At 73.9% G+C, this 23,695-nt stretch carries 25 protein-coding genes and 1 pseudogene; 1 reads left to right on the top strand and 25 read right to left on the bottom strand.

Annotated features, from left to right (window positions below; translation table 11 throughout):
• Positions 1 to 6: 6 nt before the first annotated feature.
• From G5V58_RS09075 to G5V58_RS08995, 17 genes and pseudogenes are all read right to left on the bottom strand, one after another.
• Positions 7 to 999 (bottom strand): aldo/keto reductase, encoded by a 993-nt coding sequence (locus G5V58_RS09075; RefSeq protein ID WP_230487207.1) that lies wholly within the window; start codon positions 997 to 999, stop codon positions 7 to 9.
• A complete protein-coding gene (locus G5V58_RS09070) occupies positions 996 to 2,321 on the bottom strand; it encodes an NtaA/DmoA family FMN-dependent monooxygenase (RefSeq protein ID WP_165231339.1) in 1,326 nt (441 codons plus the stop codon). Before G5V58_RS09070 ends, G5V58_RS09075 begins: the two co-directional genes overlap by 4 nt.
• A 50-nt stretch (positions 2,322 to 2,371) precedes the next feature.
• Positions 2,372 to 3,049 carry an acyl-CoA dehydrogenase family protein gene (locus tag G5V58_RS09065; RefSeq protein WP_165231336.1) on the bottom strand — a complete coding sequence of 226 codons (678 nt, stop codon included), beginning with the start codon at positions 3,047 to 3,049 and terminating at the stop codon, positions 2,372 to 2,374.
• Between the two features lie 238 nt (positions 3,050 to 3,287).
• Positions 3,288 to 3,530 (bottom strand): annotated as a pseudogene (locus G5V58_RS26705) (acyl-CoA dehydrogenase family protein); the annotation flags it as partial.
• 10 nt (positions 3,531 to 3,540) lie between these two features.
• Complete coding sequence (locus G5V58_RS09055) at positions 3,541 to 4,338, bottom strand: SDR family NAD(P)-dependent oxidoreductase (protein ID WP_165231333.1); 798 nt, start codon at positions 4,336 to 4,338, stop codon at positions 3,541 to 3,543.
• The gene (locus tag G5V58_RS09050) at positions 4,338 to 5,651 is read right to left on the bottom strand and encodes an LLM class flavin-dependent oxidoreductase (protein ID WP_165231330.1); all 1,314 of its coding nucleotides are present in this window, start codon (positions 5,649 to 5,651) and stop codon (positions 4,338 to 4,340) included. Before G5V58_RS09050 ends, G5V58_RS09055 begins: the two co-directional genes overlap by 1 nt.
• The gene (locus G5V58_RS09045; protein WP_230487206.1) at positions 5,648 to 6,901 is read right to left on the bottom strand and encodes an acyl-CoA dehydrogenase family protein; all 1,254 of its coding nucleotides are present in this window, start codon (positions 6,899 to 6,901) and stop codon (positions 5,648 to 5,650) included. Before G5V58_RS09045 ends, G5V58_RS09050 begins: the two co-directional genes overlap by 4 nt.
• Positions 6,898 to 7,935, bottom strand: coding sequence for an ABC transporter substrate-binding protein (locus G5V58_RS09040; RefSeq protein WP_165231327.1), 1,038 nt, complete (start codon positions 7,933 to 7,935; stop codon positions 6,898 to 6,900). The genes G5V58_RS09045 and G5V58_RS09040 overlap by 4 nt, the downstream gene beginning before the upstream one ends.
• Positions 7,932 to 8,549 (bottom strand): ABC transporter ATP-binding protein, encoded by a 618-nt coding sequence (locus tag G5V58_RS09035; RefSeq protein ID WP_230487342.1) that lies wholly within the window; start codon positions 8,547 to 8,549, stop codon positions 7,932 to 7,934. Before G5V58_RS09035 ends, G5V58_RS09040 begins: the two co-directional genes overlap by 4 nt.
• Before the next feature lie 176 nt (positions 8,550 to 8,725).
• Complete coding sequence (locus tag G5V58_RS09030; protein WP_165231324.1) at positions 8,726 to 9,595, bottom strand: ABC transporter permease; 870 nt, start codon at positions 9,593 to 9,595, stop codon at positions 8,726 to 8,728.
• A complete protein-coding gene (locus G5V58_RS09025) occupies positions 9,592 to 11,145 on the bottom strand; it encodes a rhodanese-like domain-containing protein (protein ID WP_230487205.1) in 1,554 nt (517 codons plus the stop codon). The genes G5V58_RS09030 and G5V58_RS09025 overlap by 4 nt, the downstream gene beginning before the upstream one ends.
• An 82-nt stretch (positions 11,146 to 11,227) precedes the next feature.
• Complete coding sequence (locus tag G5V58_RS25930) at positions 11,228 to 11,455, bottom strand: hypothetical protein (protein WP_165231321.1); 228 nt, start codon at positions 11,453 to 11,455, stop codon at positions 11,228 to 11,230.
• 153 nt (positions 11,456 to 11,608) lie between these two features.
• Complete coding sequence (locus G5V58_RS09015) at positions 11,609 to 12,172, bottom strand: GNAT family N-acetyltransferase (protein WP_165231318.1); 564 nt, start codon at positions 12,170 to 12,172, stop codon at positions 11,609 to 11,611.
• Between the two features lie 19 nt (positions 12,173 to 12,191).
• The gene (locus G5V58_RS09010; RefSeq protein WP_230487204.1) at positions 12,192 to 13,118 is read right to left on the bottom strand and encodes a DMT family transporter; all 927 of its coding nucleotides are present in this window, start codon (positions 13,116 to 13,118) and stop codon (positions 12,192 to 12,194) included.
• A complete protein-coding gene (locus G5V58_RS09005) occupies positions 13,115 to 13,519 on the bottom strand; it encodes a YjbQ family protein (protein WP_165231315.1) in 405 nt (134 codons plus the stop codon). The genes G5V58_RS09010 and G5V58_RS09005 overlap by 4 nt, the downstream gene beginning before the upstream one ends.
• Positions 13,485 to 14,171 carry a phosphatase PAP2 family protein gene (locus G5V58_RS09000; RefSeq protein WP_165231312.1) on the bottom strand — a complete coding sequence of 229 codons (687 nt, stop codon included), beginning with the start codon at positions 14,169 to 14,171 and terminating at the stop codon, positions 13,485 to 13,487. The genes G5V58_RS09005 and G5V58_RS09000 overlap by 35 nt, the downstream gene beginning before the upstream one ends.
• An 87-nt stretch (positions 14,172 to 14,258) precedes the next feature.
• Entirely contained in the window at positions 14,259 to 14,573 is a 315-nt protein-coding gene (locus tag G5V58_RS08995) for a thiamine-binding protein (RefSeq protein ID WP_165231309.1), read from the bottom strand.
• 37 nt (positions 14,574 to 14,610) lie between these two features.
• Between G5V58_RS08995 and G5V58_RS08990 the strand changes: the two genes are divergently transcribed.
• Complete coding sequence (locus G5V58_RS08990) at positions 14,611 to 14,916, top strand: hypothetical protein (protein WP_165231307.1); 306 nt, start codon at positions 14,611 to 14,613, stop codon at positions 14,914 to 14,916.
• Here the strand turns inward: G5V58_RS08990 and G5V58_RS08985 are convergent.
• The 8 genes from G5V58_RS08985 to G5V58_RS08945 form a co-directional block, all read right to left on the bottom strand.
• Positions 14,882 to 15,418, bottom strand: coding sequence for a SigE family RNA polymerase sigma factor (locus G5V58_RS08985; RefSeq protein WP_165231304.1), 537 nt, complete (start codon positions 15,416 to 15,418; stop codon positions 14,882 to 14,884). The genes G5V58_RS08990 and G5V58_RS08985 overlap by 35 nt on opposite strands.
• Complete coding sequence (locus tag G5V58_RS08980) at positions 15,408 to 16,724, bottom strand: hypothetical protein (RefSeq protein WP_165231301.1); 1,317 nt, start codon at positions 16,722 to 16,724, stop codon at positions 15,408 to 15,410. The genes G5V58_RS08985 and G5V58_RS08980 overlap by 11 nt, the downstream gene beginning before the upstream one ends.
• A gap of 37 nt (positions 16,725 to 16,761) precedes the next feature.
• The gene (locus G5V58_RS08975; RefSeq protein WP_165231297.1) at positions 16,762 to 17,274 is read right to left on the bottom strand and encodes a hypothetical protein; all 513 of its coding nucleotides are present in this window, start codon (positions 17,272 to 17,274) and stop codon (positions 16,762 to 16,764) included.
• Positions 17,275 to 17,307: 33 nt separating this feature from the next.
• Entirely contained in the window at positions 17,308 to 17,985 is a 678-nt protein-coding gene (locus G5V58_RS25610) for a DUF6636 domain-containing protein (protein ID WP_196240575.1), read from the bottom strand.
• A gap of 14 nt (positions 17,986 to 17,999) precedes the next feature.
• Complete coding sequence (locus tag G5V58_RS08960; protein ID WP_165231292.1) at positions 18,000 to 20,834, bottom strand: aconitate hydratase; 2,835 nt, start codon at positions 20,832 to 20,834, stop codon at positions 18,000 to 18,002.
• A 138-nt stretch (positions 20,835 to 20,972) separates the two neighbouring features.
• Positions 20,973 to 21,839, bottom strand: a complete 867-nt coding sequence (locus G5V58_RS08955; protein ID WP_165231289.1) for an arginase family protein — start codon at positions 21,837 to 21,839, stop codon at positions 20,973 to 20,975.
• Positions 21,836 to 22,534, bottom strand: coding sequence for a Type 1 glutamine amidotransferase-like domain-containing protein (locus tag G5V58_RS08950; protein ID WP_165231286.1), 699 nt, complete (start codon positions 22,532 to 22,534; stop codon positions 21,836 to 21,838). The genes G5V58_RS08955 and G5V58_RS08950 overlap by 4 nt, the downstream gene beginning before the upstream one ends.
• 70 nt (positions 22,535 to 22,604) lie before the next feature.
• Positions 22,605 to 23,672: a class I SAM-dependent RNA methyltransferase gene (locus tag G5V58_RS08945; RefSeq protein WP_230487203.1), complete on the bottom strand. Its 1,068-nt coding sequence runs from the start codon at positions 23,670 to 23,672 to the stop codon at positions 22,605 to 22,607.
• Positions 23,673 to 23,695: the final 23 nt, after the last annotated feature.

Raw genomic sequence — 23,695 nt, 5'->3', positions numbered from 1 at the left:
GGCCCCTCAGACCGACGCCGGCAGCGGCGCCTCGAGCCCCACCAGCTCCGGCCGGGGCGAGCGGTGGCCGCGGACCCGGTCGGCGAGCCGGTCCAGCCGGGCTCGCTGCGCGTCGTCGAGGCGTACGTCGACCGAGCGGGCGTTGCTCCGCGCGCGGTCGACCTGCTTGGTCCCCGGGATCGGCACCACGTCGTCCCCCTGGGCCAGCACCCAGGCGAGCGCGACCTGCCCGGCCTGGACGCCCAGCTCGGCCGCCACCTCGCGGACCTCGTCGGCCAGAGCCACGTTGTGACGCAGCTCCTCGCCGCTGTAGCGCTCGCGGCCCCGGAGCCGCTCGGGAACGTCGTCGGCGGACCGGATCAGGTCGGTGAGCAGCCCGCGACCGAGGGGGGAGTACGGCACCAGCCCGATGCCGAGCTCGCGCGCGACCGGCACGACCTCGTCCTCGATGTCGCGGCTGAAGACCGACCACTCCGACTGCACGGCGGTGACCGGGTGCACGGCGTGGGCCCTCCGGATCGTCTGCGGCCCGGCCTCGGAGAGCCCGAGGTGCAGGACCTTGCCGGCCTCGACCAGCTCGGCCAGGGCCCCGAAGGTCTCCTCGATGGGCACCTGCGCGTCCACCCGGTGCAGGTAGTACAGGTCGACGTGGTCGGTGCCGAGGCGCCGCAGCGAGGCCTCCAGCGCGGACCGGACGTACTCCGGTCGGGCGTCGAGGTCGCGGCCGCCCGGCTGGTCGCCGTCGAGGCGGTTGCCGAACTTGGTCGCGATCGTGACCTCGTCGCGACGCGGAGCCAGCACCCGGCCGACCAGCGTCTCGCTGATGCCCTTGCCGTAGATGTCGGCGGTGTCGAAGAAGCTCACGCCCTCGTCCAGCGCGGCCTCGATGACCTCGCGGGCGACCTGCTCGTCGGCGGGCTCGGTGGACTGCACGAAGCTCATGCAGCCGAGTCCGGTCGGCGAGACGTCGAGGGCGCCGAGCCTGCGGTGCGTGCTCACGCGTGGGTCTCCGTTCGTCGGTCGAGGCCCAGGCGGGCCGCGAAGGTCTCGTGATCGTCGTACTCGGTGCGGGTCAGACCGCGACGCTGCAGCTCGGGGACGACCAGCTCCACGAAGTCGCGCAGCCCGGTGGGGAGCGACTCGAACATGAGCACGAAGCCGTCGGCCGCACCCCCGTCGCGCCACTCCTCGAGGCTGTCGACGATGGTCGCGGGGTCCCCGACGAGCGTGCGGTGCCCGAGCGACCCCTCGCGCAGGAAATCGCCCACGGTGCGACCCGGCTCGTCGAAGAAGCTCAGCACGGACTGGCGGAACCCCTCGGCACCGCCACCGCTGCCGGCGCTCTCCCGGACCGCCGGGGGCAGCGGCTCGTCCAGGGCCAGCGACGCCGGGTCGACGCCGATGAAGTGGGCGAGACCGGCCAGGCGGGCGTCGGGCGAGCCCACCAGCTCGTTGAGGGCCTCCCGCTTGGCCAGCGCCTCGGCGCGCGTCTCGCCCACCGTGACCACGACGCCGGGGAAGAGCCGGACGTCGTCGGCTCGACGGCCCGCCTTCTCGGCACGGACGCGCAGGTCGTCGCGGTACTCGCGCGAGGAGGCCACGGTGAGCTGGGCCGCGAAGACGCCGTCGGCGGTGCGGGCCGCGAGGTCGCGACCCGCGTCCGATCCGCCCGCCTGGAACACGACCGGGCGGCCCTGGGGCGGCGGTGGCACCTGCAGCGGGCCGGCCACGGAGAAGAACTCGCCGACGTGGTCGACCGGGTGCACCTTGTCGGTGTCGATGAACGTCCTGGTCCCGCGGTCCAGGGCGAGCGCGCCCTGCTCCCAGGAGGACCAGAGGGCATCGACGACCTCGACGAACTCCCCCGCACGCCGGTAGCGCGCGTCCTTGTCCGGCAGCTGGGCCAGGCCGAAGTTGCGGGCCGAGTTGGGGTCGAAGGACGTCACGACGTTCCAGCCGGCCCGGCCTCGGCTGACGTGGTCGAGGGACGCGACGACGCGGGCCACGTGGTACGGCTCGGTGAGCGTGGTGCTGATGCTCGCCACCAGCCCGACGTGCTCCGTGACCGCGGCCAGGGCCGAGAGCGTCACCACCGGGTCGAAGGTCCAGCGCGGCTGGCGCCCGGACTCGGGCTGCAGCGCGGCGAAGTCGGCCAGGAACACGCCGTCGAGGCGACCCCGCTCGGCCAGGGTCGCGAGCTCGCGGTGGTAGTCGAGGCTGATGAACGCGCGGGGGTCGGCGCCCGGCGCCAGCCAGGCGCCGGCGTGCACGCCGGACGGCTGCATGTTGACGATGAGCGGCAGCAGGCTCGTGGTGGTCACGAACGTCCTCCAGGGGTCGTGCGTCTGTGGGGCGGGGGGTCCGGGGCGGGTCAGAAGAAGGAGCCCACGGGCGGCGGCGTCCCGTTGAGCGCGTGGTCACCGAGGACGCGCAGCTTGTACGACGCCGGGTTGTGCGCGATGACGGTCCGGGCGTTGCGCCAGTGCCGGTCGAGCGCGGCGCCGGCGCGGACCGCCGAGGCGCTCCCGGCCTCGAGCAGGCCGGTGGCCGCACGCGTCGTGAGCTCGTCGACGACGACCTTCGCGCGGGCCGCGTCCAACGCAGCGCGCTCCATGGCCGCGACGCTGCCGTCGGCCTGCGCCGCGGCCAGCGACCGGGCCGCTTCGAGGACGGTGGCGCGCGCGGCGTAGGCGTCGGCCGAGAGGCGGCCGACCGTCGTCTGCAGCACCGCGTCGTGGCGCGGCTCGGGCGCGGTCCCGTGGAAGAAGTTCCGGCGCCGGCCCCGGACCAGCGCCACCGCGTCCCGGGCGCAGGCCGCCGCGATCCCGGCGACGACCGCGGTCAGGTACACCTGGGCGAACGGGCTGCTCCGCCGGGCCGGCCGGGCCTCCACCTCGGCGGCGGTGACGACCTCGTCGGGGCTGAGGCGCACAGCCCGGAACACGGTCGTCCCGGACGCGGTGAAGCGCTGCCCGAAGCCGTCCCAGTCGTCGAGGCACGTGACGCCCTCGCGGTGCGTCGGCACCACGGCCACCGCGACGCCCCCCACCGGGCTCGGCCGCCTTGACCACGATCTTGTCGCTGTAGGCGTTGCCCGTGGAGTAGTGCTTGGTGCCCTCCAGCACGTAGCCCTCGGCGTGCCGGGTGAGGGTGGTCCCGAACTCCTCCGCCCCGGCCCGTGGCATGTCGGTCTCCCCGAACCCCAGGCCGAAGAGGAGGCCGTCGCCGATGTCGGTGAGCCAGCGTCCGTGGTGGGCCTCGTCGGCCAGCGCGCCCTCGACGAACAGGAAGTGGTTGCGCAGCAGGTGCGCCACGTTGGAGTCGGCCGAGGCCAGCTCCACGGTGGCCTCGACCAGCTCGATCAGGGTGGCGCCCGGCCCGCCGAGCCGCGCTGGGAGCCGCACCGCGCCGTACCCCGACTTCGCGAGCAGCCGCACCTCGTCGTACGGCGCCCGCCCGGTCCGCTCCCGCTCGACCTCGCCCTCGGCCAGCGCGACGACCTGGTCGGCGAACCCGAGGCGGACCAGCACGGGGAAGTCCTCAGTAGTGGACGACACCGCGCGTCCCTCCGCCGACGCCGACCGCGTCCCCGTTGACCGCGACGCTGCGCGGTGAGGCCAGGAAGGCCACCACGTCGGCCACCTCGGTGGCGTCGACGAGCCGGTTGAGCGCGTTGGCACCGAGCTCGTCCTCGAGCTCGGCCAGGGTGCGGCCCTCGGCGGCAGCCCGGGCGGTCAGCTCCTCGGCCAGCTCCGGTGTGCGGGTGAGCCCGGGGTGGACCGCGGTCACGTTGACACCGTGCGGTCCGAGCTCGTCGGCGAGGTTCTTGGTCAGGGCGGCCACGCCGACGTTGCGGACGGTGCGGACGATCGAGCGGGTCTCCCGCGCGCCCAGGCCGGCGATGTTGATGATGCGGCCCCAGCCCTGGGCGACGAGGTGGGGTGCCACCGCCCTCGAGGTGCGCAGGTAGCCGACCAGCTTGGTGTCGACGTCGTCCCAGAAGACGTCGTCGCCCGTCTCGGCCAGCCGGGGCATGTGTCGGCCGACCGCCTGGTTGGAGGCCGAGTTGACCAGGATGTCGACACCGCCCAGCACCTCGACGGCCCGGTCGACCATGGCCCGGACCGCCGCGTCGTCGCGGACGTCCACGACCACGACGTGGGCCGAGCGACCGCTGCGCTCGGTCACCGCGGCCGCGGTCTTCTCCAGGGTGGCGGCGGTCCGGCCGGTGAGGACCAGGTCGACGCCCTCGGCGGCCAGCGCGTGGGCGACCTCGCGGCCGATCCCCCCGGCGGCCCCGGTGACGACGGCCCGCTTGCCGGTCAGCAGCAGGTCCATCAGCGCACCGCCGGCGCCGGGTCGGGCAGCCCGAGGTTGCCGCGCAGCGTGGTGGCCTCGTAGTCGGTGCGGAACAGCCCGCGCCGCTGCAGCTCCGGCACCAGCTGCTCGACCACGTTGACCAGACCGTCGGGGAAGAAGTCGATGTTGAGGTTGAAGCCGTCGGCGGCGCGTCCGGTGAACCAGCGCTCGATGTCGTCGGCGACCTGCTCCGGGGTGCCGACCAGGCTGCGGTGGCCGTTGGGGTTCTTGTCGAGCAGCTCGCGGACGGTGAGGCCGTCGCGCCGGGCGAGGTCCAGGATGGCACTCGCGAAGCCCTGGCTGAGCCCCCCGGAGCGCTGCTCGATCGTCTCCCACGGCGGCGGCTGGTCCAGCTGCAGGTCGCCGGGCTCGAGGCCCAGGGTCGCGGTCAGCGCGTCGAGCTCCTCGTCGAAGCCGGCCACCTCGTCGAGCCACCGCTTGCGCTCGCGCGCCTCGGCCTCGGTGCTGCCGAGCACCGGGAACAGGCCGGGCAGGATCACGACGTGGTCGGGGTCGCGCCCGTGCGTGGCGGCCTGGGCCTTGACGTCGGCGTAGAACTGCTGGCCCCCCTCGAGGGTGTGGCTCACCGAGAACACCGCATCGGCGTACGTCGCGGCGAGGGCGGTGCCCTGGGGCGAGCCACCGGCCTGGAGCAGCACCGGTCGGCCCTGCGGCGAGCGCGGGACCTGGAGCGAGCCCTCGACCCGGAAGTGCTGGCCGCGGAAGGCGATCGGGTGGATGCGCGCGGTGTCGGCGAAGGTGCCCGACTTCTGGTCCGCGACCAGCGCCTCCGGCTCCCACGACTCCCAGAGCTCCAGCGCGATCCGCACCGCCTCCTCGGCTCGCGCGTACCGGTCGTCGTGGCTCGGCAGGTCGTCGAGGCCGAACAGGAGCGCGGCGACGGGGTTGCGCGTGGCGACCACGTTCCAGGCCGCGCGACCACCGGACACGAGGTCGAGCGAGGCCGTCGACCGGGCGATGTTGTAGGGGTGCTGGAAGCTCGAGGACTGGGTCGCGACCAGCCCGACGTGCTCGGTGACCCGCGCCACCGCGGTGAGCGGGACGAACGGGTCGAGCGCCTGCCACGGCCGGGAGACCTTCGGCTGACCGTGGTCGAAGCCGTCGGAGAAGAAGACCGCGTCCAGCCGGCCGCGCTCGGCCAGCCGGCCGATCTCCTCGAAGTAGCCGAGGTCGAGGAAGCCCAGGGGGTCGGGCTGCACCTGCCACGAGGCGGGGTGGCGCCCCGAGCTGTTGACGTTGACGTTGAGGTGCAGCCGCCGGGGTCCGGTCACGAGGCGCTCCTGTCGCTGGCCGGTCCCGCGTGGTCGACCTGCTGCTCCAGCTCGCCGAGCGGGCGGAAGGGGTGGGCGATGCTCCAGGGGTCGGCGACGTCGCCGGCGATGAGCCACCGGCCGATGGCGAACGGCTTCCACCGGGCGGCGTCGTGCAGGGTGTGGGTGCGCGCGTCGCGCCAGTAGCGGTCCAGGCCGAGCTCGGGACGCGTCGAGCTGGAGCCGCCGACCTCGAACAGGCCCGCGGTCGCGGTGAGCGCGGCACGGGTGCTGGCCAGCTTGGCCGCCGCGACCTCGTAGAAGACGTCGGCGACCTCCTCGAGCGACGAGTCCTGCTCCAGGGCGGCCAGCCGCCGGGCGGCCGACTCCACGAGGCGGCGGGCGGAGAGCGCCGTGACCCGCAGCTCCCCGAGCAGCGCCACGCCGAGCACGTCGTCGCCGAACTCCCTGGCCCCGCTCCCCCGGCCGCCGTGCACCGTGCGGGCGAGCGCCAGCGCCTCGCCCACGGCTCCTTCGGCGAGACCAGCGTCGATCGCCGCGTGCACCAGCTGGCCGAGCGCAGAGACGCGGTACGTCGCCACCGGGTCGCCCGGGTGGTCGAGCACGGCGATGTCGTCGATCGCCACCTCGTGGTACTCCGAGACCCCGGACGCGGTGGTCCGCTGCCCCATGCTCTGCCAGTCGTCGTGGACGACCACGCCGTCGGCGTCGCGCGGGACCAGCACGGTGCGCTGCGCGCCGGAGGGGTCGCGGACCTGCACCGCGATGTGGTCGGCCAGCAGGGCCCCGGTGCTGTAGACCTTGCGGCCGGTCAGTCGCCAGGAGCCCGGGCCGCCGTGCAGGGCCGACGCCGACTCGCCGGGCGGACGCTCGCCGGGCTCGGCCGAGGCGTTGCCGAGGACCGCACCGGCGCCGAGCACACGGAGCCAGTGCTCACGCTGACCGGGAGCCGCGGTGAGCCGGATCCGCTCGACGGTCATGAAGTGGTTCTGCGGGATCTGGCCGAGGCTGCCGTCCGCCGCCGCGACCAGCAGCACCGCCTGGACCAGCGTCTCCTGGTCCAGGCCGAGGCCGCCGTGCTCGACCGGGACGGTCAGAGACCAGAAGCCGAGCTCGCGCAGCTGGTCGATCTCGGCGACGGCGTACTGCCGCTCCCGGTCCCGGCGGACCGCGCCGGCCCGGACCCCCTCGACGACCTGCGTGAGGTCGTCGAGGAAGGTCCGCGCCGTGGTCAGGGTGGACGCCGTCACTCGGGGGCGCCCGCGTCGGGTACGGCCTTCTGCACCTCGTTGTAGCGAGGGTCGAAGCCGATGCCGACGTCCGGCAGCTTCGCGATCGCCCCGCCGTCGAACAGGCTCTGCGCCACGGCCTGCTCGCGGGTGATGAGGTCGTCGTCGAAGGCCTGGAACTGCCCACGACGCACCTGGAACTCGAAGTCGGCCCGGGCGTCGTCGACCTTGAGCTGCTTCTTGAGGATGTCCTTGACCTCGTCCGGGTGGTCGTCGTGCCACGCCCAGTAGCCCGACATCCGCGAGAAGAAGTCCTTGAGCGCCGCGTTCTTGTCGTCGTCGGCGAGCACGTCCTTGCGGGCCGTCCACACGTTCAGCGCCGGGATGTCGGTGTCGCTGTCGTCGAGGAGGATCTTGGCGTCCCCGGAGGTGAGCGAGGACAGGATCGCCCCGTGGGCGCCGGAGTAGACGTCGACCTCGCCGTTGTTGAAGGCCGCCGCCGAGGTCGCGCCGTCCGCGAACTGGGTCGGCTTGATGTCCTGCTCGCTCAGCCCGGCCTTGACCAGGGAGACGAGGTACTGGGCGTGGTTGTAGCCACCGAAGTTGTAGCCCCAGGTGTGGCCCTTGGCCTGGCTGAGGTCGTCGATCCCGGCCGAGGTGCGGACCGCGGTGACGAGCGGTGAGTACTCCTCGCTGTAGGGGTTGCGCCAGCCGGCCACGATCTCCAGCGGCGCGTTGTCCGCGGTCCACTCGGTCTTGGCGTTGGCCTGCTCGATGGTCAACGAGGTGTCACCCATGTGCCCCAGGTCGATGGCCCCGGAGTAGAGCGCCTGCAGGTTGGCGGCCGGGCCGGTCAGGTTGACCCACTCCACGTCGAAGTCCGCGCCGTCGAGCACGCCGGAGGCCTTGATGAGGGCCGGGAACGCGGTGTCCTGGTAGGAGATCGTGAGCTTGGTCTTCCCACCGGAGTCGCCTTCGCTGCCGAACGCCGAGCAACCGGTGAGTCCGGCGGTGACGAGCACCGCGGTGAGCAGGGAGATGAGCAGCTTCTTCATGACGTCTTTCCGTAGTCGTTGCCGTGGTCGCGGTGGGCCGGGTTGTCCCGGCTCACGTGCGGGGACACGTGGCTGAGCTGAGCCAGCACCTCACGCTTGATCGCGTTGAAGGCGACCGAGGTCGTGTCCCGGGGTCGAGGGGTCTCGACCTGGATGTCTGCCTGGATGTGACCGCCCCCGAGGACGATCACCCGGTCCGCGAGGAGCAGGGACTCCTCCACGTCGTGGGTGACCAGCAGGACACCTGGCCGGTGGTCCTGCCACAGGGTGAGGACCAGGTCCTGGGCCTTGCGCCGGGTGAACGCGTCGAGCGCGCCGAACGGCTCGTCGAGCAGCAGGAGGTCCGGGGACCGGTACAGCGCCCGGGCCAGGCCCACGCGCTGCGCCTCGCCGCCCGACAGGACCTTGGGCCACGCCTTGGCCTTGGGCAGCAGGCCCACCTCGTCCAGGGCGTCGAAGGCCCGCTGACGGCTCGCCGCCCCGCGGCCGTCGGCCAGCACCACGTTGCGCCACACCCGCTGCGCCTGGATCAGGCGCGGCTCCTGGAAGACGACCGACGTGCGCCGCGCGATGGTCGCGGTGCCCGAGGTGGCGTCCTCGAGGTGGCCGAGGATGCGCAGCAGCGTCGTCTTCCCCGTGCCGGAGGGGGCCGAGCAGGGCGACGAACTCGCCCTGGGCGATGGTGAGGTCGATCCCGTCGAGGATCACCTGGTCGCCGTAGCTCTTGGAGAGCCCGGACAGGCGGACGACCGGCTCCCCCAGGTGCTCGCCGCCCGCGTGGGGCGAGAGGTCAGTTGCCGTCATGGGTCGCCCTCCACGGGAGCAGGACACGCTCGAGGCCGCGCATGACTCCGTCGACGAGCAGTCCGAGGACGGCGTAGACGAGGATCCCGGCCAGGATGATGTCGGTGCGCTGGAACTGGTTGGCGGTGTTGAGGATGTAGCCGATGCCGGCCTGGCTGTTGATCTGCTCGGCCGCCACGAGGGCGAGGAGCGCGGTGCCCGCGGCATACCTCCAGCCGACGAGGATCCCCGGCATGGAGAGCGGGACCACGACGAGGCGGATGGTCGCCCACCGCGACATCTCGAAGGTGCGTCCGACCTCGAGCAGCTTGCGGTCGATGCCGCGGATGGCGTGGTAGGTGTTCAGGTAGACCGGGAAGATCGAGGCCCCGATGATCAGGCTGATCTTCGAGGTCTCCCCGATGCCGAACCACACGACGAACAACGGCACCAGTGCGATGAACGGGATCGTCCGGATCATCTGCAGCGGCGCGTCATAGGCGCGCTCCGCGGTCACCGAGAGCCCGGCGACGATGCCCAGGAACAGTCCGGCGCCGCCACCGATGAGCAGCCCCACCCCGGCGCGGCGCAGTGAGATGGGCAGCGCGGCCTGGAGGTCGCCGGTCTGCCACAGCTCGCGGTAGGCGTCGAGGATCGTGGTCGGCCCGGGGAGGGTCTGCTCGCTGACCCAGCCGCGACTGCTGCTGAGCTGCCAGAGCACGATCAGCACGACCGGGGCGACGACCCGCAGCACGAGCTGCGGGGTGCGACCCCAGCCGCGGCCCGTCAGGCGACCGCTGCGCGCGCGGTCGTAGGTGCGCGTGACCGTGCGCACCGGCGAGGACGTCGCGGCCGCCGCCTCCTGGACCGCGGTCACGGGCGCTTCTCCTCGAACGCGAAGTCCCGGTCGCCGGTCGAGGCCGGGACGAGGGAGTACTCCCAGTCGAAGTAGTCGCGGTACCACTGGTCACGGTCGGGACCGAACGGCGGCGGACCGGTCTGGTCGACCACGTCGCCGGCGTACTGCGGGTCGGCGTCGGTGAGGCGGTCGGCGACCGCCTCGACGCCACCGTCGAGGACCTGCACGCTCGCGCCCGCGGCGTTGGCCTCGGCGGCCGCGAAGTGCGGCTGGTACGACGCGTCGCCCACCAGGACCGCGGGAGCGTCGCGCAGCAGCTCGGCGAGGTGCTCGCGGCGCGCGTGCACCGAGCCCGGGAGGTGCCCGGCGGCGTAGGCCTCGGAGCTGCGCAGGTCCAGGACGCGGTCGCCGGGCCGGAGCGCGTCGGCGGAGACCACCGGGACCTCGGGCAGCGGGGTCGGCGTCGGCTCGGTGCCGGCGGACTCATCGACGACGAGCACCCGCAGCGGGCCGTCGTGGAGGTAGCGCAGCCACTGCACGGTACTCGCGCTGCGCAGGAGGTCCTCGGTGTCGACCAGCACCACCGTCGAGCGGCGGACGGCGAGCTGCTCGTCGGTGCCCTGGACCAGCTGCCCGCCCTGGACGGACCGGCTGCCCCGGACGTGGCCGGCGGCGTGCTCCTCGGGCCGGCGCACGTCGATGACGTAGGTGGTCCGGCCCGCATCGGCCTGCAGCTCCGCGAGCCGGGCCGCGCCGATCACCTCGGCGTCGGCGCTCTCGAGGGTCTGCTGGGCCCACTTGCGCAGGTCGTCACCGATCTCGGCGGGCGCCGCGAGCGGTTGGCCGTCGCCCCCCTCGATGGTGAGCCCGGCCCAGCCCCAGGCCGGCGTCCCGTTGTGGAGGGAGTAGACCGGGTTGACGATGCCGGTGTTGACCAGCGACTGCGCGCCCACGATGCCGCGGGTGCGCCCCGCGCAGTTGACGACGATCTTGGTGTCCGGGCCGCTGACCGCCTGCAGACCGCGGTAGGCGAGCTCCGCACCTCCGCCGGTGTCGAGACCGCCCGCCACGTGGTGGTGGACGTACTCCGTGTGCGGTCGGCTGTCGAGGACGACGACGTCCTCGCCGGCGTCGCGCCAGGCCTGGACGGTCTCGGAGTCGATCGTCCGGGTCGAGAACTCGGCCTCGATCCACTCGCCCAGCGTCTTGCTGCGCACGTTCGTGCCCGTGTAGAGCCGCTCTCCCGCAGCGGTCCACGAGTCGAGGCCGTCCTCGAGCAGCCGGACGTCCCGGTAGCCGAGCGCCTCCAGCAGCGCTGCGCCCCGGTCGTCCAGCGGACGACCGGAGGCGAGCACGATCGTGGTCGCGTGGTGCGGGACCAGCTCGTGGACCCGCTGCTCGAGGTCGTGGTAGGGCAGCCCGGCGCTCAGCGCCAGGTGGCCGGTGGTCCGCTCGAGGGGTGAGCGGAGGTCGAGGACCGCGAGCTCGCGGTCCGGGTCGTCGAGCAGGGCACGCAGCTCCGCGCCGGACGTCGTGGTGGGCATCAGCACCTCAGAGTTGATCGTCATTCATGACTGAACGACGTAACTCTACTGAGTTACTTATTTATGTGGCGCACCGGCCCACCGATTGGACGAGAGGTGTCTCAGATCACAGCCGCGCGACGTACCGCCGGCCGCGCAGCGCCTCCTCGACCAGCCCGACCGCGCGGCGCACGCCCGAGAGCCGTGCGTCCTCGGCCAGCCAGGTCTCGACCGCCGCGTCCACGACGTCCAGCGTGGCCACGTCGCGCAGCTCGGCGCGGGCCTCGCTCAGCCCGCGCTTGACCGCGGCCTGGCTGCCCTCGACGTGGAGCACGGCGAAGCGTGCGAGCACCACGACGTGGCGGCGCAGGGCTGGGTAGCCGCGGTACTCCGGCGGGCAGATGTCCAGCAGCCAGTTGACGGCCGTGCGCTCCCAGTCGGGGGCGTCGGGGGGACGGACCTCGCGGGGCCAGCCGGGCGGGGGAGACGAGCACCCGACCAGGATAGGTCAGGATTCGAACGCTTGTTCGATACTGGCGAGGTGTGGGTCACGCAGCCCCACGCCGTCGTAGGACCAGAACGGCTCGCCGTAGACCAGTGCCCCGCTCATCCAGGGCTCGTGGGCCGGGAGGAGCACGACCTGGAAGGCCGCCTCGGGGATCCGCACCGAGGGCCGCGTGAAACCGCGCGGGGTGGCCGGCGCGAAGCCGCGCGCGGAGTAGTAGGCCGGGTCGCCCTCCAGGAACACCGCGGGTACGCCGAGCGCCCGCGCGGCGTCGATCGCGGCGGCCACCAGGGCGGTGCCGGTCCCCCGGCGCTGGTGGGCGGGCGCGACCGAGAGGGGGCTGAGCACCAGGACCTCGACCAGCGCCGGCCGGGCGTCGATCCAGGAGCGGCTGAGCAGCACGTGGCCGACGACGTCGCCGTCCTCCTCGGCCACCAGCTCGGCCCGGCCGTGCGTGGCCCGCAGCGCCTCGGCGAGGTCGGCGACCCGGGCGCCCTCCGCGCCGAACGCGTCGGAGACGACGGTGCGGACGGCGGCGGCGTCGTCGGGGCAGTAGGCGCGGATCACGCCAGCAGCCAACCAGACGTCACTGCGGCGCCGGCTCCGCCGGGCGCAGCCCCAGCGAGCCGACCGCGGCCACGATGAGCGCGGCGCCGAGCGCGCCGGCGAGCGTGAGCCGCTCCCCCAGCAGCAGCACCGCGATGAGCACCGCGGTGACCGGCTCGAGCAGGGTGGCGACGACGGCGGTGCGGCTCGGGGTGGTCCGCAGCCCGGCGTAGAGCAGGACGTAGGCCAGCGCCATCGTGCCGACGCCGAGGTAGACCACGAGCAGCCACGACACCGGGTCGTCGCTGGTCACGGCCTCGCCGCGCGCGGCCGCGACCACCCCGCCGCAGACGACGAGCACGACCGCGGCGACGCTCATGGTCACCGCGGCCAGGGTGAGGCCGTCGTGCTCGTGCAGGGAGCCGACGGCCTCGGCGGACAGGGCGTACGCCGTCCCCGAGGCCAGCGCGGTGACCACCCCGAGCACCGGCCGCGACGCCGAGCCGTCGCCCGCACCGGCCAGCCCGATGAGCAGGAGGCCGGCGAGGGCGGCGAGCACGGTGAGGACCTCGAGGGTCGGCGGCGGGCGGCGTTCGCGGACCACCCGGATCACCTGGAGCAGCACCGGCGCCCAGCCGAGCGCGAGCACGGTGGCCACGCTGACGCCCACCGACACGACGGCGACGAAGAACAGCACCATGAACGTCGCGGTCAGCACCCCGACCGCGACCGCGCGCGGACCGTGCGCGGCGAGCAGAGCGCGGCACCGCGCGGCCCGGCCGGTCACCGCGACCGCGACCAGCAGCGCCAGCACGGCCGCGGTCGCCCGGTAGGCGCCGACCACCCACACCGACATCCCGGAGCGGTCGTCGACCACGTCGACGCCGGGGCCGATGGTGCCCCACACGACCCCGGCGGCGCAGACCAGCGCCAGCCCCCGCCAGGGGGCCGCGGTGGCGGCGCTCACCCGGCCAGGAAGCTGAACCGCACGGTCCGCTCGGCGTTGTCGACGTTGAGGTCGACCAGGCAGATGCTCTGCCAGGTGCCGAGGGCGAGCCGGCCGGCGAGCACCGGGACCGTGGCGTACGGCGGTACGAGGGCCGGCATGACGTGCGAGCGGCCGTGGCCGCGCGAGCCGTGCGCGTGCTCCCAGCGGTCGTCGGCGGGCAGCAGGTCCCCGAGCGCGCTGAGCAGGTCGTCGTCGCTGCCCGCGCCGGTCTCGATGATCGCGATGCCCGCGGTCGCGTGCGGCACGAACAGGTGCAGCAGGCCGTCGCCGCGGCCCTCGACGTACGCCGCGCAGTCGCGGGTCAGGTCGAGGACGACCTCGCGGTCACCGGTGCGGTACGGGCGCGTCTCGGAGTGCACCCGCCGATCGTGGCACGGGCCGCAGGAGGCGCACGACGACGGTCAGCCACACGCCGGCGTACACCGCGCTGGTGGCCACGTCGGTGAGGTGGTGGGCACCCTCGTAGAGCCGGCTCAGCGCCACGAAGACCGGGACGAGCGCGAGCAGCCCGACCAGCGCCCACAGCGCCCCGCCGGTCTCGCGCCGGCGCAGCCACAGGGCGAGCAGGACCGCGGCGCCGCCGTACACCGCGACCGCGGTGCCGACGTGCCCCGACGGGAAGCTGTGGTCGGGCACCAGCCCGCTGTCCAGGATCTTGACCGGCGGCCGGTCGCGCGGGTCGAGGTGGGTGCCGACCCAGTAGATGCCGCCGTGCCCGACGTCGGTGACGGCCATGACCACCAGCGGCAGGAACGAGCGCACCAGCAGCCCGAAGACGATGCCGACCACGGCCGCGAAGCCGAGCCCGACGGGGGTCTCGCCGAGCAGCGTGCCGAACTGCGCCACCGGGTCCAGCGTCCCCGTCCGCTCACCCGCGAACCAGCGCGAGACCGGGTCGTCGAAGCCGTCCACGGGGCCTTCGAGCGGGTGGGTGATCAGCCAGCCGACCCCCACCACGACGAGCCCGACGACGACGTACGCCGCGAGCAGGAGCAGCAGTCGAGCGCGCACCTCAGCCTCCTCCGGGTCCTCCCTGCACAGCCGGTCCGCCCTCCGCGGGGACCGCCGCACCGGAGCCGTACCCGGACTGCCCGCCCCTCAGCCCTCGCGTCCGCTCTCGTCCAGCAGCGCCCGGACCCGCTCGACCTTGGCGGTGAGCTGCCCGTCGTACCCGGGCCGGATGTCGGCCTTGAGCACGAGGCCGACCCGGGGCGAGACCTCGGCGACGACGTCGACGGCGCGCTTGACGACGGCCATCACCTCGTCCCACTCCCCCTCGACCGTGGTGAACATCGAGGTGAGCTCCCAGGGGAGCCCGGACTCCTCGACCACGCGGACGGCGGCGGCCACCGCCTCGGAGACCGAGCCGTCCTCGGCCGTGGCGGTGGGCGAGATGCTGAAGGCGACGAGCACGTTCCCAACCTAGGCCGCCCGGTGTCAGGCTCCGGGGGTGGACCTCGACGACGTCGACCGGATCGCCCGGTCGCACGACGGCGTCAAGCGCAAGGGCACCGCGGCGCGCCCGGCGTGGTACGTCGACGACCGGCTCGTCGCGCGGCAGCTGGACGCCACCTCCGTGGTCGTCCGGGCCGGGTTCGCGGCCCGAGAGCGGCTGCTGGCCGACCACCCGGAGACCTTCGGCGTCCCGCCGCGCTTCGAGCGCCACATGATGGTGGTCGTCGAGCTGGACCGGGCCGATCCCCGCGCCGTCGAGCGGGCGGTCAGCGAGGCGGTGGCCCTGCAGCGGCGGCGCTGACGTCGCCGTCCAGGTCGCCCTCCGGGTCGACGTCCGGGAGCGACGCGCGGAGCCGGGCCAGCGCGTCGCGGGCCTGGGACTTCACGGTGCCGACGGCGACGCCCAGCACGGCCGCCGTCTCCTTCTCGGTCAGGTCCTCGAAGTAGCGCAGCACCAGCACCGCCCGCTGCCGCGGCGCGAGCGAGCCGAGCGCGGCCCGCAGCGCCTCGCGCTGGTCGAGGTCGGGACCGGTCGCCCCGCGCTCGGGCGGTGCCTGCGTGCTCACCTCGCGCCAGCGTCGGCGCCGCCACCGCGAGACCGACTCGCGGGTCAGCACCTGCCGGACATACGGATCCGGCCGGTCCGCGACCCGCCTCCAGTGGGGCACCACCTTGACCAGCGCCGTCTGCACCAGGTCCTCGGCGTCGGCGTGGTCCCCGGTGAGCAGGTACGCCGTGCGCAGCAGCGCCGGCCGCCGCGCCGCGACGTACTCCTCGAAGGACGCCTGCAGGTCAGCGCGCACGACGCCTCCACAGCACGAGCCCCAGCAGGAGCAGCAGCAGGACACCGGCACCGACGCCCGCCGCGACGAGCCGCGGGTCGTGCGGCTGGGGCGGCGGCACCGCGTCGACCACCGGCGAGTCGAGCAGCCCGACGGCGAGTTGCTCGCCCGAGCGGTAGCTGCGGTCGAAGGTGGAGAGCACCTCCACCTCGCCCGAGGTCACGTCGACCGCCTCGAGCACCAGCCGGCCGTCGCGTGCCGTCTCCAGCACGACCCGGTCGTCGTCGAGCCAGCCGACCAGGGAGGGGAACCGCCCGACCCCGGCCTCGACCGGGCTCACCGGCTGGCCGTCCCCGACCGGGGCGGTGGTGAGCTGCCCCGTGCTCCCGCCCTGGTCCGGCTGGACCCACGCCAGGGTCTGCCCGTCCGGGCCCAGCGCGACGCGAGCGGGCTGGGTCTGCCCGAGCCGCAGTCGGGCGAGCGGGGTGCGCAGCAGGTCACTGGGCTGCCGGACGGCGTACCAGCTCCGGCCGGCGCCCGACGCGACGAAGCCGTCCGGGCCGGCCGGTCCCGACGGGCTCGCGAGGAGCCGCTGCGGGTCCTCGACCCGCTCCGGGGCGTCCGCGCCCGCCGGCCAGGCGAAGGACGCGACGAGGGTCGCGCTGGCGCCGTCGTCGCGGAGCTCGGTGTAGTCGTACTGGGCGAAGTAGACGGTGTCCCCGGCCCACCCGACCGGTTGGGGCGCGAGGCCGTGCTCGGTCTCGAAGCGGTGCCGGCGCACCGCCCCGGTGCTGGTGTCGAGGACGGCGATGCCGTCGGCGATCACCGTGCCGGCCTCGTCCGGAGTCGGTCCGTACCAGTACGACAGCCACCGGCCGTCGGTGGACAACGACCAGGTCGTGTCCTGACCGCCGGCGTCGCCCAGGAAGCCGGGCAGGTCGAGGAACGCGTAGGACTGGTCGACGGCCGACACCCCGACCAGCCCCGGGGCACCGTGGCCCAGCCAGTCGAAGTGCTCGGCCGGGAGGACCGCGACCAGCGGGCCGGTGGGTCCGTCCGCGGTCGGGAGCCGTGGGCTGGGCGTGAAGATCCGGTCCGGCAGCACCGTGCGCCCCTCCGGTGCCGCGGGCTGGACCGGGTGCAGCGGCCGACCGGCGACGCCGGCGGCGGACAGCGCGGCGAGCAGCGCCACGGCCAGCACCCCGCCGACAGTGGCAGCGCGGCGCCGGCGGGCGTACCGGCGGCCCCGGCCCCACAGGTCGGGGTCCGGGGCGCCGGGTCGGGCGTCCTCGGCCAGGTCGGCGAGGCGGTCGCGCAGGGTGCTCATGACCCTCTACACGCCGCGAGCGGCCCGGAGGGAGGGGTCAGCCGGCGTTGAAGATGACGTACTCGCCCTTGTGCAGGAAGAAGCCGAGGGTCTTGGTGCGGTGGATGCAGGTCACGCCCTGGCGCTCGCTGATGCAGGCGTACTTGCCCGAGGTCGTGGCCTCGCCGTACTCCAGCACCTGGGCGCGGGTGCGGATGGTGTCGGTGTTGCAGATCGGCAGCACCCGGTTGCCGCGGAACTCCAGGCGCCCGACCCGGTCGGAGACGGGGTTGCCCGGGCACGCGTCGGGGTCCTTGACGGAGCCCTGGTTGATCTCGCAGCCCTTGGGGCCGGCCTTGCCGATGTTGCAGTAGATGTTGCCGCTCGGCGTCACGAACTTCTTCAGCGCCTCGGTGCCGTTGGCCAGCTCGAAGTGGGCCAGCGCGGCGTCGTAGGTGCGCGGGATCCCCTTGTACGACGGCTCGGGCCGCTGGGCCTGGGCCGGCGCGGTGAGCGCGAGGGCAGCGGTCAGGAGGGTGAGGAGCACGACGAGGGCACGGCGCGGGGTCATGGCCCCGGACTCTAACGGCCGGGCCGGTCGTGGTCAGCGGTCGAGGAGGACGTACTCGCCCCGGTGCAGGAAGAACCCGCCCGAGCCCGAGCGGCTCACGCAGGTCACGCCGATCTCCTCGCTGACGCACGCGGTGTCGCGGGTGTACGCCGCCTGGCCGTACGCCAGCACCGGGGCGCCCGAACGAACGATCGTGTCGGTGTTGCAGACCGGGACGGCCCGCCCGCCCTGCAGCTCGAGGCGCCCGACCGTGGTCGTCGGCGCGCCCGCGCAGACGTCCGGCGACGGCACCGCGCCCTCGCGCAGCTCGCAGGCCGCCGGCATCGAGGCCACGTTGAGCGCGCAGTAGATGTTGCCCGACGGTGTGGTGAAGTCGGCCAGCTCCTCGGCCCCCTTGCGGGTCACGTCGTCGGCGGCCTGGACGTGGGCGAGCCCCTCCCGGAACGTCGTCGGCGGCGCGGAGAGGTCAAGGACGTCCAGCGTCGGCGACGCCGTGGCCCCGTCGGAGGGCGAGGCCCCGTCCGAGGGCGAGGCCCCGTCCGAGGGCGAGGTCGTCCCGGCGGTCGAGGTCTCCGTGGCGGGCGCCGTCACCGTGACCGTGGCGGTCGGCGCCGCACCCGCGTCCGGTGCGTCGTCGTCGCCGCAACCGGCGGCGGCCGCCACCATGGTGATGGTGGCGGCCGCGACCGCGAGCTTCCCGAGAGTGTTCACACGAGGTGGACGGATCAGCCTCGCCGCAGGTTGCGCAGGACGTACTGCATGATCCCGCCGTTGCGGTAGTAGTTGGCCTCGCCCGGGGTGTCGATGCGGACTACCGCGTCGAACTCGGTGTCGCCCGCCGTGACCTTGACCGTGCGCGGCGTGCTGCCGTCGTTGAGCCCGGTGACGCCGGTGATGGAGAAGGTCTCCTCGCCGGTCAGGCCCAGCGACTCGGCGTTCTGACCCTCGGGGTACTGCAGCGGCAGCACGCCCATGCCGATCAGGTTCGAGCGGTGGATGCGCTCGTAGGACTCGGCGACGACCGCCTTGACGCCCAGCAGCGCGGTGCCCTTGGCGGCCCAGTCGCGCGAGGAGCCGGAGCCGTACTCCTTGCCGGCCAGGACCACGAGCGGCGTCCCGGCGGCCAGGTAGTGCTCGGACGCCTCGTAGACCGTGGTCACGTCACCGTCGGCGGTGGTGAAGTCCCGGGTGAAGCCGCCCTCGGTGCCCGGCGCCAGCTGGTTGCGCAGCCGGATGTTGGCGAAGGTGCCCCGGATCATCACCTCGTGGTTGCCGCGGCGCGAGCCGTAGGAGTTGAAGTCGCGCTGCTCGACGCCGTGCTCGGCGAGGTAGCTGCCCGCGGGCGAGTCCTTCTTGATCGCACCGGCCGGGCTGATGTGGTCGGTGGTGACCGAGTCGCCCAGCTTGAGCAGCACCCGCGCGCCCTCGATGTCGGTGACCGGCTCCGGCTCGTCTGGCATCCCGTCGAAGTACGGCGGCTTGCGGACGTAGGTCGACTCCGGGTCCCAGGCGAAGGTGTCGCCCTCCGGCGTGGGCAGCGACTGCCACTGCTGGTCGCCGGCGAAGACGTCGGCGTAGTCGTCGGTGAACATGTCGGAGGTGATCGCGGTCGCGATGACGTCCTCGACCTCCTTGGCCGAGGGCCAGATGTCCCTCATGTAGACGTCGTGGCCGTCCTGGTCCTGGCCGAGCGGGTCGGAGAACAGGTCCACGTCCATCGAGCCGGCCAGCGCGTAGGCGACCACCAGCGGCGGCGAGGCCAGGTAGTTCATCTTCACGTCGGGGTTGATCCGGCCCTCGAAGTTGCGGTTGCCCGACAGCACCGAGACGACGGCGAGGTCGTGGTCGTTGACGGCCTGGCTGACCTCGGGGATGAGCGGGCCGGAGTTGCCGATGCACGTCGTGCAGCCGTAGCCGACGAGGTTGAAGCCCAGCTTGTCGAGGTACGGCGTGAGCCCGGCCTTCTCGTAGTAGTCCGAGACCACCTTGGAGCCGGGCGCCAGCGTGGTCTTGACCCACGGCTTGCGCTCCAGGCCCTTCTCCACGGCCTTCTTGGCCAGCAGGGCGGCGCCGATCATCACCGAGGGGTTCGAGGTGTTGGTGCACGAGGTGATCGCCGCGATGGCCACCGCGCCGTGGTCGACCTCGAACCTCGTCCCGTCCTCCAGCGTGACCAGGGCGGGGTTGCTCGGCCGGCCGCCGTCGGCCGGCGCCGCGGAGACGTAGTCGCGCGGCGGGGCCGAGCCGTTGCCGTTGTGGCTGGGCACGTCGGAGGCCGGGAAGCTCTCCTCGACCTCCTCGTCGTACCCGCTGGCGTCCGCGGCGTCGTCGGCGTCGTCATCGGCGTCGGCGGCGCTCACGTAGTCGCCGAGCGCACCGCGGAAGCCCTCCTTGGCCTCCGACAGCGAGACCCGGTCCTGGGGCCGCTTCGGGCCGGCCAGCGACGGGACGACCGTGGCCAGGTCGAGCTCGAGCTTCTCGGAGTAGCGCGGCTCGGCGTCCGGGTCGTGCCAGAGGCCCTGCTCCTTGGCGTAGGCCTCGACCAGCGCGAGCTGCTCCTCGGTGCGGCCGGTGAGCTTGAGGTACTCGATGGTCTGCTCGTCGACCGGGAACACCGCGATGGTCGAGCCGAACTCCGGGCTCATGTTGCCGATCGTGGCCCGGTTGGCCAGCGGCAGCGCGGAGACGCCCGGGCCGTAGAACTCCACGAACTTCCCGACCACGCCGTGCTGGCGCAGCATCTCGGTGATGGTGAGCACCAGGTCGGTGGCCGTGGCGCCCTCGGGCAGGTCGTTGTTGAGCTTGAAGCCGACCACCCGTGGGATGAGCATCGAGACGGGCTGGCCGAGCATGGCGGCCTCGGCCTCGATGCCGCCCACGCCCCAGCCGACCACGCCGATGCCGTTGACCATCGTGGTGTGGGAGTCGGTGCCGACACAGGTGTCGGGGTAGGCCGTGAGCTCGCCGTCGACCTCGCGGGTGAAGACCACGCGGGCGAGGTGCTCGATGTTGACCTGGTGCACGATGCCGGTGCCGGGCGGGACGACCTTGAAGTCCTCGAAGGCGCCCTGGCCCCAGCGCAGGAACTGGTAGCGCTCGCGGTTGCGCTCGTACTCGATCTCGACGTTGCGCTCGAAGGCCTCCGGCGTGCCGAAGACGTCGGCGATCACCGAGTGGTCGATGACCAGCTCGGCCGGCGCCAGCGGGTTGATCCTCGTCGCGTCGCCCCCGAGCTCGGCCATCGCCTCGCGCATGGTGGCCAGGTCGACGATGCACGGCACGCCGGTGAAGTCCTGCATGATCACGCGCGCCGGCGTGAACTGGATCTCGGTGTCCGGCTGGGCGTCGGCGTCCCACCCGGCGAGGGCGCGGATGTGTTCCTCGGTGATGTCGGCGCCGTCCTCGGTGCGCAGGAGGTTCTCCAGCAGCACCTTGAGGCTGAAGGGCAGCGACGCGACGTCGAGCCCCTCACCCTCCACCTGGTCGAGCCGGAAGATCTGGTACGACGAACCGCCCACCTCGAGCGTGCTCTTCGCGCCGAAGCTGTCCTTGCTGGCCACTGCTCACCATCTCCTCGTGTGCGGGCTTCTCTCGCCCATCCTGCCGCCGGTCCGCGGAGCGCGGTACCCGGGTCCCACCGCTGGCAAAGTCTCTTGATGTCAAGATACACGAGGTCGAGAGAGGCTGGCGACCCCGGCTCAGCCGGTGAGCGCCTCGGCCAGGAGCTCGACGTACCGCCCGACCAGCCGGCCGCTCGGGTCGTGGGTCGGGTTGACCTCGGTGAGGACCACGACGGCGAGCCGGTCCGAGGCCCGCAGGGTGGTGAGCACGGTGCGCAGCACCTCGAGCGACACCCCGGTGCCGTAGTGCGGGAAGTTGGCCAGGGCCAGCTCGCGGCCGTCGACCACGTCGACGTCGAGGTGCACGACGAGCCGCTCCCCCGCGAGCCCGTCCCGGGCGTCGGCGGCCAGGCCGGCGGGGTCCGCGGCCAGCTCGGCGTACGTCGCGTGCCGCAGCCCGGGTCGCGCCGCCAGGGCCTGCTCGTTGACGCTGCCCACGTCGTCGGGGTCGTAGCCGAGCAGCGCGACCGCGTGCTCGTCGAGGAGCGGGAAGACCGGGCCGACCCGCGCCAGCGCGTTGTCGGCGATGCCCAGCAGGTGCGCGACGCCGCTGGCGTCGAGCACACCGCTCGAGGTCGTCTCGGGCGTGTTGAGGTCGGCGTCGCCGTCGACGTAGGCCAGCGCCACCGAGCCCGACCGGCGCAGCCCGGCCACCACGCCGAGCGTCAGCGTGCAGTCGCCGCCGAGCACGACCAGGACCCGGTCGTCACGGGCCGCGCGCTCGACCGCGTCCGCGACCCGGCCGGCCACCGCGGCCACGGCGCTCAGGTTGCGGGCGGTGGCGTCCGACGCGTCGGGCACCCACACCGAGCCCTCGACGTCGCCGAGGTCCTCCGCCCCGAGCCGCTCGACCAGCCCGGCCGCGCGGAACGCGGCCGGCGCCAGGTCCTGTCCGGCGTGGTGGGCGCCCGCACTGGTGGGGACACCCAGGACCGCGAAGCTCACGTGAGCACCCGGGGCTCGACGCGGGTCTCGGTGACGCTGCCGTCGGCCTGCCGCTCCACGACGTACGCCGCGACGCCGGGCCGGTCGGCCACGGCCTCCACGAGCTCGGTGCCCTCGTAGACCAGCCCGACGCCGTCGTCCGTGGCGTGCGACGTCGGCAGCTCGCCCGCGCCCACGAGGGCGTGGAGCAGCGGCCGGCGCTGCGCCTCGGAGTCGTAGTGCACGCCGTTGCCGTAGGGCAGGAAGCCGAGCGCCGGCGGCGAGACCCGCAGGTCGCGGCCGTAGCTGTCGGTCGGGCCGCCGGCGTACCAGCAGATCGAGCCGGCCGACACGCCGCCGAGCACGACGCCGGCCTCCCAGCACTCGCGCAGCACCTCGTCGAGGCCGTGCACCCGCCAGACCGCGAGCAGGTTGGCCACCGAGCCGCCCCCGACCCAGATCACGTCCTGGGCCAGCAGGTGCGCGCGCACGTCGGGGACGTTGGGCATCGAGAACAGCTCGAGGTGCGACGCGCGGACCTCGGAGCCGGCGAAGGCGCGGTAGAAGCCGGCCGTGCCGTTCAGCGAGTCGCCCGCCGCGGTGCCGACGTAGCAGAACCGGGGCTGCGCCGGGTCGCCGGCCAGGTGGATCGCGTGCTCGATGATCGGGCCGCGCCGCCAGTGGTAGGCACCGGTGTCGGAGGGGGAGGAAGCCACCCGAGGTGGCCAGGATGCGCACCCGCCGAGACTAGGTGGCCGCCGGCCCGCGGCCCGCACCGCCGGTGCCTCAGGTTCCTGCAGGCTGCAGGAGTGCGACGCACTCCACGTGGTGCGTCATCGGGAACAGGTCGAAGGCGCGCAGCGCGGTGAGCCGGTAGCCGTGCTCGGCGAAGATCGCCACGTCGCGGGCCAGGGCGGCCGGGTCGCAGGCGACGTACGCCGCGGCGCGGGGCGCCCGGGCCACGACGGCCTCGACCACGGCGCGCTTGGCGCCCTCGCGGGGCGGGTCGAGGACGACCAGGTCCACCGGCTCGAGCGGCAGCGCGCTCAGCACGGCGCCGACGTCGCCGTGCCGCACGGTGGCGCCGGGGACGTTCGCCTCGGCGTGCGCGCAGGCGCGGCGGTCGCCCTCGACGAGCGTGACCAGGCCGGGGTCGCCCACCTCGGCGGCCAGGAAGCGGGCGAAGAGGCCGACGCCGGCGTAGAGGTCGAGGACGCGCTCCCCGGGCCGGGCGGCGAGCATCCCGACCACCGTCGAGACCAGCACCGACGGCGCCCCCGGGTGGACCTGCCAGAAGCCGGCGTCGTCCACACCGAACTCCAGGTCGTCGACGACGTGCGTCGCGGGCGGCCCGGCGATGAGGCAGTCGGCCACCTCGACGACCTCGTGCGAGCGGTGCTTGCGCATCCCCCTGCGCCCGCCGGGCAGGTCGACGTAGCGCTGCCGGGTGCGCCAGCGCAGCCCGTCGGTCTCGTGGGGCGGCTCGCCGGGGACCGGCTCCACCTCGACCGCGACGTCGAGCCCCGCCAGCCGGGACAGCTGCTCGCGCACCACCTCGGCCTTGAGCGCGCGCTGGCGCGGCAGGACCACGTGCTGGAAGTCGCAGCCGCCGCAGAGCCCGGGGCCGGCGTACGGGCAGGGTGGCTCGACCCGGTCCGGCGACGCCTCGAGCACCTCGACCGCGTCGGCGCGCCAGAACCGGTCGCCCTCGGTGCCCTCGGTGACCTCGAGGACCACCCGCTCGCCCGGCAGTGCGTGCCGCACGAAGACCACGCGGCTCTCCTCGCCCACCCGCGCGACGCAGTGGCCACCGTGGGCCACCGGACCGACCACGGCCTCGAAGCGTGCGCCCACGCGAGAGGCGCCCCGGGGCTTGC

Source organism: Nocardioides anomalus, from assembly GCF_011046535.1.
GTDB lineage: Bacteria > Actinomycetota > Actinomycetes > Propionibacteriales > Nocardioidaceae > Nocardioides > Nocardioides anomalus.
Note: the sequence above shows the minus strand (reverse complement) of the source record. Positions and strands in the feature narration are given on the sequence as shown.